We start from the raw sequence: 13203 nt of genomic DNA, 5'->3' as shown, positions 1-13203 counted from the left end.
TATGCAAAAATTGCGAGTTAATCACAACTTTCCGCTTAATTTTTTCTCCTCGGCAAAGGCCACTTTTCATCGCACGTTTAACGCAGGTATAGCGGCTTCTTTGCTGGTCTTGGCTGGCTTATCAGCCCAGGCACAGGTCACACCTGCCAGCCCGGCGCCTTCCAATAGCTCCGGTACCACGACATCGCCCGCCCCTACGGGCCGGGGGGCGGGACTACCCGCTGGTGTGAACGTAAACAACCTGCCCGCTAACATCCAGCAGCAGATTAACCAGCAGCGGGGCAATTCCGGCACCCTGCAACCTAACGCGAATGGCACCAATACCCCGCAGAACGTTTTACGTAATGACGGTACTGCAGCTGACCCGAACAGCCCCAATATTGACACCACGGGCAACGGAAATCAACAGCAGAACGCAACACTCGAAGATGGTTACGAACAGGCTCGCCTGCGCGAACAAGCGGAACAACGTCGGAAGCTATTTGGCTATACGGTCTTCAACAACCCTAACGCCAACGCAACCAACCCATTCCAGCCCAACGTCAACATTGCGACGCCCCGTAACTACAACGTTGGCCCCGGCGATCAGTTAAACATCCGGATGTACGGTTACTCCGAAGCTGATTTTAGTCAAACAGTGTCTCCAGAAGGGAATATCTATTTTGCCGGTCAGACCGGGATTGGCCCTGTGTCCATAACGGGACTGACGGTTGAACAGGCGAAGGCCCGTATCGTTGAGCGACTGTCTAAAAAATTCGTTGGTCTGCGTAATTCATCCTATGGCTCGGCCAATACGTTTATTGACGTTTCGTTAGGCGGTACCATTCGTAGCATTCGGGTAACCGTCACGGGTGACGCTATCCGGCCGGGGACCTACCAGATGTCGTCGCTCTCGACAGCGATGAATGCCATTTATCAGGCGGGTGGTCCCAGCGAATTGGGTTCGTTCCGTAAGGTGCAGCTCATTCGGAACAATAAAGTTCTGGCTACGCTTGACCTGTATGATTACCTGCTGAACGGTACGCAGCGGAATGATTTCAGGCTCCAGGACAATGACAACATTCGGTTCACGACGTACATCTCACACGTCGAAATCACCGGTACTGTCAAACGAAACAACATTTTCGAAATGCTGCCCGGCGAAAGCCTCGACCGGTTACTGTTCTACGCGGGTGGCTTTGCCGCTCAGGCGTACAAAGAACGAGTCAAAGTAACCCGCCTGACGGATCTGGAGCGGAAAGTGGTGGACGTAACGAAGTCAGAATACGCTTCGTTTACCATGCAGGATGGCGACTTGGTTACGGTAGAACAACTGCTTGACCGGTTCGAAAACCAGGTGACTATTGAAGGGGCCGTATACCGTCCCGGTCAGTTTTCGCTCGATCAGCACAAGACGCTGAAGACACTGATTGCAGGAGCCGAAGGGCTGAAAGGCGATGCGTTTACCGGTCGTATCAATATCATCCGGACACGGGAAGATCTGGCCATTGAAAACCTGACCGTTGACTTGACCAGCATTATGAACGGCAGCAAGCCGGATATTACGTTGCAACGCGAAGATCAGGTTATCATCCCCTCCCGCTTTGATCTGGCGGAGCCCGCTGCCGTCTCGGTACAGGGTGAAGTCAACCAGCCTCAGGAAGGTATTCCATTCATGATCAACATGACGCTGAATGACGCCCTGTTACGTACGGGTGGGCTGAAAGAATCGGCAGCGGCTTCGCAGGTGGAAGTTATTCGCCGGAAGAAAGATGTTGATCCTCTGTCGCCATCCGCACAGATTGCGCAGACGTTTCGCTTTAACGTTAGCCGGGACTTATCACTTAACGCCGACGATAACAAATTCCTGCTGGAGCCTTACGACCAGATCATTATTCGCCGTTCGCCGAACTACCTGGTACAAACCTACGCCAATGTAGAAGGTGAGGTTATTATTCCAGGAGCATACGTCATCAAAAGTAAAGACCAGAAAGTATCTGACCTGGTAACCCAGGCCGGTGGGCTGACGCCCCAGGCGTACGTAGAAGGCGCTACTCTGGTTCGGGTTATCACGCTTAGCCCTGACGAAGTAAAACGTAAACAACAGGCCTTTACGGACCTGGCCGACGACGCAACGGGCCGGTCGCGCGTAGAAGTAGATTCTGTTTCGACCGTCCAGGCAACCTCTATTGGTATTAACCTGCGGAAGATTCTGGAGCGTCCTGGTTCATCGGAAGATATTCTGGTTCAATCGGGCGACGTACTGCGCATTCCTAAACGGCTCGAAACGGTACGGGTACAAGGTGAAGTGTTGTCGCCCAATACGATCAAATTCCGGCCTGGTCAGACCTTCCAGGATTACATTTCGCAGTCCGGCGGCTTTACGTCCCGGTCGCAGCGGAAGAAGGCATTTATTGTCTACGCCAACGGCTCGGTTGACCGGACGCGTAAATTCATGTTCTTTAATGTCTACCCACGCGTAGAACCCGGTGCCGAAGTGATTGTCCCTAAAAAGACTGTGGCTCCGTTAACGGCCCAGCAAGTATTGGGAACGGCTACGACGATTACCAGCTCTGTTTTCTCGCTGATTACTATATTACTGGCTTACCGGGCTATTCGCTAAGCCACCCAACAAGCTAAACTCATGAGTCCGAACAACCCAACTACGGCTTCGAACCCAAACGGCCTGTCCCAGCGTCCGCTTCCCCCCGATCAGATTTCGCCCAAGGCGGTCGTCCTGAAGGTGATGCAGCTCAAAAATGTTGCTCGCCGTAACTGGAAACTGCTGATCGTTTTCGTCGCGATCGGTGCGGGCATTGGTTTCGTTTATGATCTCCTGAATAAAAAACCGGCTGTTTACAGCGCCGACATTCTGTTCAACCTTGGTGGTGGTAGTGGCGGTGGTGGCGGCTTAGGCGAACTGGGTGCCCTCGCGGGTGCCTTCGGGATCGGCCAAGGGACGCCTGATGCCAACATCTTCGTGGGCGACAACTTCCTGATTTACGCTAAATCGCGGCCGGTACTGGAAAAGACGCTGATGAAAAATGACACCATCAACGGAAAAGATACGCTGCTGGTGAACTACTACATCCGCCACAGCGGTATCCGCGACAAGGAATGGGAGAAGAGCGATACGCTACGTTCGTTCTACTTCAAGCGGAGCAAGAAGCCGAGCGAGTACACCAAGCAGGAACAGATCGTTATGTCGGATATCTGCGCCCGGATCGCGTCGGAAATGAGCGTTACCCAGCCTGAGCGTAAATCGTCGTTCATGGAGCTGCGCTGCGCCATGGAAGACGAGATGCTGGCCGCTACGTTTCTAAGCTCGCACCTGGAAACCATCGAATCGGATTACCGGCAGAAACAGACGAAGAAAACCCGGGAAATGTACGATTTGCTCAAGGATCGCGCGGATTCCATTGCCCGCGTGTTGAGCGGAACCGAAAACAGACTGGCGCGGTACATCGACCAAAACCAGCAGATTGTCGTCGCAGAGGGTAAAGTAGCCGAAACGAAGCTGCAACGGAACTCGACGTTCCTGTCGACGATTTACTACCAGGCGCTGCAAAGTGCAGACAACATGCGTTTGTCGATGATCCGAGAGGCTCCACTCTTCACCATCATTGAGCCCGTTTCGTTTCCGCTTTACAAAGACGTACCGACGACCATCGGTTTACAGGCTGGTATTGCGCTGGCCCTGGTACTGGCGGTCATCGTTATTTTCCTGCGCGAAACGTACCGTTCCGTCATGCAGGAGAACTAACCCCAAGAACAACCTCTTTCAGGTTAACTGATAGTCAATTTTGAAAACGCACGAAGTAATTATAGAACCAGGCCGTTCGGAGCGGCACTATTGGCAGGACCTCTGGCGGAACCGCGAACTGATGTTTATTCTGTCGCAGCGCGATGTTTCGGTTCGCTATAAGCAGACAGCCCTGGGAACTGCCTGGGGCTTGATTCGCCCCTTGACAACCATGCTGATCATGGTTGTGGTCTTCAGCAACATCGCCAAACTTCCGGCTGATCCAGGAATTCCTTATCCACTAATGGTGCTGGCCGGTATCACGATCTGGGGCTTTTTTGCGACGGCATTTACGCAAATCAGCAATAGCGTAACGCTGAACGCGAACCTGGTCACGAAAGTCTATTTCCCCCGACTGATCATGCCGATCAGTTCAATTTCGGTCGGTTTCATTGACTTCCTGGTATCGCTGGGGCTCTTTATACTGGTTGCGATTTATTACCAGTTTATGCCCGACTGGCACCTTATTTTCCTGCCTGCGTTCATACTGTTGGCCATCATGGCAGCCTTTGCTTTTGGCCTGTTCTTTGCTGTTATCAACGTACGGTTCCGGGATATTGCCCAGCTTATTCCGTTTATTGTACAGATCGGTTTTTACGCCTGCCCCATTGCTTATCCCAGCCGCCTGGTAGCCGATAAATCCTGGTATTCGCTGTACATTCTGAATCCGATGGTTGGGATTATCGACGGATTTCGGTGGTCGCTGTTGGGAGGAAAATCGTATTTCAACCCACAAAGCCTCATCGCTTCTGTTATTATTGTATCTGTTTTTCTGGTGATCTCGCTTTATTTTTTCCGGAAGCGGGAAAACACCTTTGTTGATGATATCTAATTTCAATGGTCTGGCTGCCCCTATCAGTTTAGGGTAGCAGACAGCCATCGCTCACGTTGCTATGTCTGTTATTACTGTCGATAATATAAGTAAACACTACATCATTGACCATAAGAAGGGAAAGGGAGGCACAACGCTGCGCGACGTGATTACCGAGAACTTCCGGCAGGTATTTGGCGGTAAGAAAGACCAGGATCGTGTTACTCACGAGGAATTCTGGGCGTTACGCGATGTCAGCTTTTCGGTTGAGCAGGGCGACCGGGTCGGCATTGTTGGCCACAACGGCGCGGGTAAGTCAACCATGCTCAAGATCCTAAGCAAAATCATTGAACCTTCGTCAGGTAGTGTTCGGATTAAAGGCCGAGTAGCCAGTCTGCTCGAAGTCGGTACGGGATTTCACCCGGAACTGACAGGTCGGGAAAATATCTTCCTGAACGGATCTCTCCTCGGCATGAGCCGGAGTGAAATTCGCAACCAGTTTGATGCGATCGTCGCTTTCGCCGGAGTCGAAAAATTCCTGGACACGCCCGTAAAGCGGTACTCGTCGGGGATGTACGTCCGGCTTGGCTTTGCTATTTCGGCCCACCTTGACCCCGAAATTATGATCGTGGATGAGGTTCTGGCCGTGGGCGACGCCGAGTTCCAGAAGAAAAGTCTGGGTAAAATGCGGGATAACTCAGCCAGCGGACGTACGATTCTGTTCGTTAGTCATAACCTGACCGCTGTACAGGCGCTCTGCAACAAGACGCTGTATTTTGAGAAGGGACAGTTGATCGAGCAGGGCGAAACCAACCAGGTGATCGCTTCCTACCTGAGTAAAGTCTCAAAAACGCGGCTCCTGCGCCAGTGGGAAACTCCTGAAGAAGCGCCCGGTAATGACCTCGTCCGGATTCGCCGGGTAGAGTTGATTCCAGAGTACCAGGACGAACTGACGCACATTGATGTCCGAACCCCAATGAAACTACGGTTCGAGTTCTGGAATATGATGGATAAGGCCAACCTGAACCTATCGATGCACCTGAACTCACTAACGGGGGAATGTATCTTTAACATCGGTACCCAATCCCAACCTTACGGCAAGGGGCTGATTGCGGGTGAATGCACCATTCCCGGTTTTTTCCTGAACGATGGTTCGTATACTATCTCCGTGATGATCGTGAAAGACACGGTTACCCCACTCTATGTGATGGAAGACAGCATCACCTTTGACGTAGAGGATTACCGGGAAGGCATTGCCTGGTACGGTAAATGGCCGGGCTACGTCCGTCCTCAGTTTCCGTTCCGGATGGGTATGCTGGAAGGCGAACCCGTAAAATAAGCCCGCGGCCATTTTAGTAAGTACCAGCCCATGATCAACGTAACCAAGTCATACCTACCAGACCTCGACCAATACACCAATTACCTGAAGGGTATCTGGGAACGGGTTCATCTTACCAACGATGGACCGCTACTGCGGCAACTGGAGGATGAAATGAAAGCCGTACTGGGAGTAAAGCACCTTAAGTTTTGCTCCAACGGTACGGTTGTGCTCCAGATGGCGCTAAAAGCCCTGGATATCACGAAAGAGGTTATTACAACCCCATTTTCTTACGTAGCCACAACCAACGTCCTTCTCTGGGAAGGCTGCACGCCCGTTTTCGCGGACATCACCCCAACGGACTTCTGCATCGACCCAGCTAAAATTGAACCGCTGATTACGGAAAACACGCAGGCCATTTTGGCGACCCACGTCTATGGGAATGCGTGCCAGATCGAGCAGATTCAGACCATTGCCGATAAGCATAACCTGAAAGTCATTTACGACGCGGCTCACACGTTTGGCGCTACGTACAACGGTCAGTCGATTCTGAGCTACGGCGATATCAGTACGTGCAGCTTCCACGCGACGAAGGTATTTCACACCGTTGAGGGAGGTTGCATCGTTACCAACGACGACGAGTTAGCGAAGAAACTACACTTCTACCGCTCGTTCGGACACCGCAACGACGATTATTTCAGCGTGGGGATCAACGCCAAAAATTCGGAATTCCACGCGGCCATGGGACTCTGCGTTCTGCCCAAGGTGCCCGACCTGATTGCGGCTCGTAAGCAAGTATTTGGTTACTACGACGCGCGACTGGATTTTTCGCGCATCAGCCGGCCGACTTTGCTACCGGGCGTGGAATACAATTACGCCTATTATCCGGTTGTGTTCGATTCGGAGGAAACACTGTTACGTGTGGTCGACGCGCTCAAAGCGCAGGACATTACGCCCCGACGTTACTTCTATCCATCGTTGAACACGTTACCTTTTGTGCAGCAGGTCCCGGGGTCAGCTCAATCGTGCCCAATTTCGGAAGATATTGCGCTACGGGTACTGGCATTACCCATGTATCCAGATCTGGCCGAAGCCGACGCGAATCGGATTGCTTCCATCGTTAACAAGGCTGTTGCTTTGGTCGACGCCGACTAGACGTTACGTTGTTTCCCGCTGGGGTTCTGTTATTGGCCATCCCGCTCATTGCAGCGTTTTTGTATGACGTTTGTTTATTTACTGCTTCTCTTTCTTTTTGTCTTTTATCTCACGCGGCTAGCCGCCCGGATTAGCCGCCCGTCAGTCAGTGAGTGGTTACTGCTGACGTTCCTGTTAGGTACGAGCAGCGTTATCCTAACCGGCTTTATTCTATCGGCGCTCTATCTGACCGCCAACACGCTGGCCTGGGCGGTTTCGGTTTTCTTGATCTCGACCATCATTGCCTGGCCGTTGCAGCGACTGGCGGCTACTGAGCCCAGTCTGAACGTATCAGCCTTGCTAAACGACCGTAGACAACTGTTTGGTCAGTGGTTCAGCGCCTTATCACCTTACCTTAAATTTCTGTTTACGGCTCTGTTTGGTACGCTGGCCATCGTGGCGGTGACGAATCTGCTGCTGGTTCTATTTACCGTACCCAACGAATGGGATAGCATGACTGGGCATCTAAACCGGGTTATGCAGTACATTCAACGGGGAAGCATGCGGCACTTCGGGGGAACAAACTGGAACATTGATACGTACCCAAAGAGTGTCTGTAATCTACAGATCTACGGATTTCTGATGACGGGCCATTTCGAAAATGGGTTCAAGTTTATCCATCACCTCAGCTATTGGACGGCCATCGTTGCCGTATTTGGTATTGTCCAGCGGCTCGGTCAGCTTATTCGCGGAAAAGCTTCCCTGTCGGCGAGTTTTTTCTGCGCCTTAGCGTATGCCCTGCTGCCTGACTTTTTGATGCAGGCCATCACCACCGAGACGGATATTGTCCTGACAGCCTACCTGAGCTTGCTGCTTTATTTCCTGTTCACGTATCGACAGACCCAATCATCCGTCTATCTGTACATGGCGGGTATGGCATTTGGCCTGGCGTTTGGTCATAAGATTACGTTCGCGCTGCTCCTTCCCTCGGTTTTCGTCATCATGGTGTACACCGTGTTTTTGTCCGAGTCGCTCGCCGTTACGTTCCAGCGCACCTGGCGGCTGGCATTGGGCATCGTAGTGGGCGTTTGTTTGTGGACCTTACCAACGGGGTATCTGAAAAACATAGCAGTGTTTGGTCATCCTATTGGTCCACCAACGGCGCTCAAACACCAGTCGGTGGAGCGGGCGGGGACGTTGTGTAACCTGCTCGAACAGGGAAGCCGCAATGTCGTTCGCTACGGCTACGATCACGTTAACCTGGACGGTATCCGGAACACGGAACTGGGGGTGACGATAAACCACGAGATGCGGCAGCCACTGGTCTGGTTGGAGAATAAGCTACACATGCGATTGGACGAGGAGACTGATTTCTCGATCCAACCTTTCGCGTTCGACCGGCGATTTGATTTTTACAACGCGAACCCATACTGGGGCGTGTTTGGCTTTGGTCTGGTATTTCCACTTCTGCTGTTGACGCTGATTGGTTTTACCCGGTCAACTCCGCACGTGTTCATTGGTCTGGCCTTCCTGCTGCACTTTGCGGCTCTCTCCTACTCGGCACCGTATGACCCGTTCAAAGGACGCTATTTTATTGAGACCGGCCTGTTTGGTATTCTGTTTCTAGCTTTGCTTTTTCTATCGCCCCGTACGCAGATCGACGCAGCGGGCAAAACTATCTGGAAAGGGTACGTGGGCCTCGTTACGGTACTAGGCTGCCTCTCGGCCATCATGTGTATCTTTCTAAACATTCGGGCCCTACCCTTCGCCTGGACCAATCCAGACGGAAAGTCGTACCCATCGGCGTTTAATTCAACCCGTATCAAGCAGATAACACTGGGGCGGCCTGATATTTACGTTCCTTACCAGCGCTTCGACGAACTGGTTCCCGATAACGCCACGGTGGCGCTGGGCACCATCAACGACGATTACGAATACCCGCTTTACGGACCGCACCTGTCTCGTCGATTGATCACGATCAATCCGTTTGAGCAGGGGGTTCAGCCCATTCCTAAGGAGGCCGATTACCTCTTCTTTGCGAAAAGTGTCATTAAACCACAGCCCGGTGATGTCCGGCTGGGCACCGATACGACGATGCGCCAGCAGGTAGTGGTGCCCGGTGAGGATTATTATTTACGAAAATTAAAATAAGGTCGGCTGTAGTCGACCCGTTAACTCAGCTTCTTATGACGCTTGCCATCATGCAGCCTTACTTTCTGCCGTACATTGGCTACATGCAGTTGATGAACCTCGCCGATACCTTCGTTCTTTATGACGACGTAGCGTTCATCAACCGGGGCTGGATCAATCGGAACAAGCTGCTGATCAACGGCCAGGAGCACCTGTTTACGATCCCCCTGAAAGACGCCAGCCAGAACAAACGTATCAACGAAGTGCATCTGGCCGACGATCCAAAATGGCGGAGTAAACTGTTGAAAACGATTGAGCAGGGTTACCGGAAAGCACCTCACTACGAGGGGATCATGCCGATAACCGAAAAAATTATCAACTTTACAACGGACTCTATCGCTGATCTTATTTACGCCAGTCTGGTCGAGTTGAATCAATATCTGGGTATTACGACCCGGCTGGTCGCGTCCTCGTCGGTTTATGATAACAGCGATTTAAAGGCGCAGGCTCGCATTTTAGACATCTGTAAGCAGGAAGGAGCTACTCGTTACGTCAATCCGATTGGTGGTATGGACCTGTACGATAAACCAACTTTCGCTGAAGCAGGTATCGAGCTGAACTTCATTCGTTCGCAGCGGGTGGAGTATCCACAGTTCAAAAATGAATTTGTTCCCTGGCTCTCGATTCTGGACGTTTTGATGTTCAACGACGTAACAGCCACGAAAGCCCTTTTAACACATTGTGAACTGGTATAATTGTGAATGAGTGATTGAGCGAATGAGTGAATAATTGCTGACGCAACACCAAACATTCGCTCAATCACTCATTCACTCATTCACTCATTCAACACATGGCAAAGGTTATCATTTTTGGGATCATGGATACCGCCGAACTGGCGCACTTTTACCTGACCCACGATTCGGAGCATGAGGTAGTGGCGTTCACCGTCAGTCAGCAGTATATGGCGGACAAAACCGGTTTCAAAGGACTACCACTGGTCGCCTTCGAGGATGTTCAGGAGCTGTTTCCCCCCCAGGAATACAAGTTTTTCGCGCCGATGACCGGGCGAGGTATGAACAAGAACCGCGAACGAATTTATCTGGAAGCCAAAGCGAAAGGCTACGAATTTATTTCCTACGTCAGTTCTAAAGCGACCACGTTCGGTAACGAGATCGGTGAGAACTGCTTTATCCTGGAAGACAATACAATCCAGCCTTTCACGACAATTGGGAATAACGTGGTCCTCTGGAGTGGTAACCACATCGGTCACCACGGTCAGATTAAAGATCACGTGTTCTTTACGTCGCACGTTGTCATGTCGGGCCACTGCGTCATTGAGCCCTACTGCTTCTTTGGCGTCAACAGCACGATCCGCGATTACCTGACGCTTGCAGAGGGTACCCTGGTTGGCATGGCCTCAGCCATTACTAAATCGACCGAAGCGTGGGGAGTTTACGTAGGTAATCCCGCCGAAAAACGGTCCATTCCTAGTTATAAAGCCTATTAATAGTAGGGAGGAAGGAGGAAAGGGAACGGTCCGCCGTAGCGGGATAGGAGGAAGGGAAAAGAGAATTGAAAGTAGTTTATAACAATTTTTCTCACCTTTTTTTCTTTCCTCCCTTCCTCCCCCTCCTCCTCTCCTCCCCTAATGAAAATTCTACTCCTTGGTAACGACGCCAATCGCGCAGGGGCTCAACTGGTTTTGCTGAACCTAATGCGATTGCTGAAGGATGAAGGCATTCAGATGCGGCTGCTCCTTGGCGAAGGGGGTGCTCTGCTCGATGAATACCGGGCCTTATGTCCCGTTACCATCTGGACGACACCAAGCCCCTATGTTACCAATGCGGTGGGGGATAAAGTTTTGGGGAAATTAGGCCTCTGGCATCAGCTCAACGAACGCAAATCAGCTCAGCAGCAACGGGTTGTTCAACAACAGCTTGATCTCGACTCTATCGACTTAGTTCTGGTTAATACGGTCACGAGCAGCCGTTGGTTTCGGCACTTGGCTATTCCGGCTCATATTCCCGTTGTCACGTTTGTGCATGAACTCGCCATGTCTGTCCGGATTTACACCCGTCCTGATGACCTGGCGTATCTACTGCAACGTTCCACCCATCTCTTGGCAGTATCAGACACGACAGCCCGGTACTACGAGCAGCAATGGGGTTTTGATCCCGCTCGCATCTCCCGCTTTACGTTGGTTGATACACCAGCGATGGAACGCGCCGTTGGCCTGGCGGGCCAGCAACCGAATGTGTACGCGGAGCTTGGCTTACCCGATAACGCGCTGATCGTTGGCGGTTGCGGTAATGCCGAGTGGCGTAAAGGCAACGACCTATTTATTGCTATTGCTCGGCAGGTAATTGGCCGGTCTGCCGCCCAGCCTGGCGCGGCCCGACCGATCCATTTTGTGTGGGTAGGCGTTCCGGCCAGTACGTTACGGGACGATCTGGAGCTGGATATTCAGAAAGCGGGGCTGACCGGTCGGGTTCACCTGATACCACCAACGCCAGACGTGCTGCGGTACATGAGCCGATTCGACGTGTTTGTGCTTTGTTCCCGAGAAGACCCCTACCCGCTTGTCGTGTTCGAGGCCGGGCTAAGTGGTGTTCCTGTTGTTTGCTTTGCCGACGCCGGTGGTTCGCCCGAACTGGTGGAGGACGATGGTGGAGCCGTAGTTCCCTACCTCGATCTGGACGCGATGAGCAGCCAGATTCTGAATTTGCTCCAACGTCCGGAGCAACGGCAGACTATGGGACAACGGCTGGGCCAGAAAATTCGGGAGCGTCACGCTGCCCGGCAAAGTGTTGACACGCTTCTTTCGTTATTTGCTCAACTGACCTCCTGATGGCTACGCTACGTACCAGCTCACCGGCTACCAATACGACAGGGGCGACACAGCCCCCACGCGGCCACATGCCCCAGTTGGACGCGTTACGCACGTTTGCTGTGCTGCTGGTCATTGTGTATCACTGGTTTCCAACAGGCGAGGGAATCAATCGACTTCCTAATGGCACCATTGGTGTCATGATCTTTTTTGTATTGAGCGGTTTCCTAATCACCCGGATTCTGCTAACCAACCGGAATCAACTCGACGCGGGGAAAGGCTCACTTGGCACCACGTACCGGAATTTCTTTGTCCGGCGGGCGTTGCGAATTTTTCCTCTGTATTACCTGGTCATCACGGCTGTACTACTTCTTATTCCGCAGGCGTCGGATATCGATGAGCATCCGCTCTACTACTATCTGTACGGGTATAATATTCTACTCAACCAAACCGGCAACTGGGCTGACGTGCTGTCGCCGTTCTGGACACTGGGCGTTGAGGAACAGCTCTATCTGGTCTGGCCCTGGATCGTTCTGCTGACGCCCCGCGCTTATTTTCGCTGGGTAATTGTAGCCATGGTTATTACTGGGGTTGTCTTTCGGGGATATAGTTATACGCAGGGGCAGCTGGATGGCGTACTAGCTCCGGCCAGCTTTGATGCTTTTGGTTTGGGCGCGTTATGGGCCTACGTCGTTACGGAGCGGCCGAATACGCTTCCGAACGTCAATAAGTTACTATCAGTTGCCGCAGCCTTGGCCCTGATTGGTTTTGTAAGTCTGTCGCTGTTGCCTGGCGATCACGTGCTGGTAGTTCTATTTCAGCGTCTGATGATTTCGGTGCTTTCGCTGTTTCTGGTTGCCAGCGCCAGTATGGGCGTGAAAGGCCTTGGCGGAAAAATACTGAATAACAACGCATTACAGTACATCGGCCGAATCAGTTACGGCATTTATGTCTTTCATATGCTTGTTCCTGGGTATATTGTCCCCTTGTTGTTTCGGCTGACTAACCGTTTGGGTCTATCGGTCACACTAGGATACTGGTCTCACCGGCTATTTAGTCTGGCAGTATTATTGGTGCTGGCTTCGGTATCCTGGTATGCCTTTGAAAAACCCATCAATCAATTGAAACGTTATTTTTCGTATGATGCAGGGAAAAGTGAGGGATAGTTCGGTGACGTTCACTTCTTCATTTCTCCGATTTTG

At 51.9% G+C, this 13203-nt stretch carries 10 protein-coding genes; all 10 read left to right on the top strand.

Annotated features, from left to right (window positions below; genetic code table 11):
• The first annotated feature begins 1 nt into the window (after window position 1).
• The 10 genes from ACYVAD_RS17970 to ACYVAD_RS17925 all read left to right on the top strand — a co-directional run bounded on the left by ACYVAD_RS17970 (window position 2) and on the right by ACYVAD_RS17925 (window position 13167).
• Window positions 2–2602, top strand: a complete 2601-nt coding sequence (locus ACYVAD_RS17970) for an SLBB domain-containing protein (protein WP_461140903.1) — start codon at window positions 2–4, stop codon at window positions 2600–2602.
• 21 nt (window positions 2603–2623) lie between these two features.
• Entirely contained in the window at window positions 2624–3742 is a 1119-nt protein-coding gene (locus tag ACYVAD_RS17965; RefSeq protein WP_461140902.1) for a hypothetical protein, read from the top strand.
• Between the two features lie 40 nt (window positions 3743–3782).
• Window positions 3783–4613, top strand: a complete 831-nt coding sequence (locus ACYVAD_RS17960) for an ABC transporter permease (protein ID WP_461140901.1) — start codon at window positions 3783–3785, stop codon at window positions 4611–4613.
• 61 nt (window positions 4614–4674) lie between these two features.
• Window positions 4675–5931 (top strand): ABC transporter ATP-binding protein, encoded by a 1257-nt coding sequence (locus ACYVAD_RS17955; RefSeq protein ID WP_461140900.1) that lies wholly within the window; start codon window positions 4675–4677, stop codon window positions 5929–5931.
• 30 nt (window positions 5932–5961) lie between these two features.
• Window positions 5962–7065, top strand: coding sequence for a DegT/DnrJ/EryC1/StrS family aminotransferase (locus ACYVAD_RS17950; RefSeq protein WP_461140899.1), 1104 nt, complete (start codon window positions 5962–5964; stop codon window positions 7063–7065).
• A gap of 63 nt (window positions 7066–7128) precedes the next feature.
• Window positions 7129–9195 (top strand): glycosyltransferase family 39 protein, encoded by a 2067-nt coding sequence (locus ACYVAD_RS17945; RefSeq protein ID WP_461140898.1) that lies wholly within the window; start codon window positions 7129–7131, stop codon window positions 9193–9195.
• A gap of 35 nt (window positions 9196–9230) precedes the next feature.
• A complete protein-coding gene (locus tag ACYVAD_RS17940; protein WP_461140897.1) occupies window positions 9231–9929 on the top strand; it encodes a WbqC family protein in 699 nt (232 codons plus the stop codon).
• Between the two features lie 95 nt (window positions 9930–10024).
• Window positions 10025–10681 (top strand): acetyltransferase, encoded by a 657-nt coding sequence (locus tag ACYVAD_RS17935; protein ID WP_461140896.1) that lies wholly within the window; start codon window positions 10025–10027, stop codon window positions 10679–10681.
• Window positions 10682–10822: 141 nt separating this feature from the next.
• A complete protein-coding gene (locus ACYVAD_RS17930) occupies window positions 10823–12022 on the top strand; it encodes a glycosyltransferase family 4 protein (RefSeq protein ID WP_461140895.1) in 1200 nt (399 codons plus the stop codon).
• Window positions 12022–13167 carry an acyltransferase family protein gene (locus ACYVAD_RS17925; RefSeq protein WP_461140894.1) on the top strand — a complete coding sequence of 382 codons (1146 nt, stop codon included), beginning with the start codon at window positions 12022–12024 and terminating at the stop codon, window positions 13165–13167. The genes ACYVAD_RS17930 and ACYVAD_RS17925 overlap by 1 nt, the downstream gene beginning before the upstream one ends.
• Window positions 13168–13203: the final 36 nt, after the last annotated feature.

The organism is Spirosoma pomorum, assembly GCF_054776615.1.
This window is presented reverse-complemented; position numbering and strand designations above follow the sequence as displayed.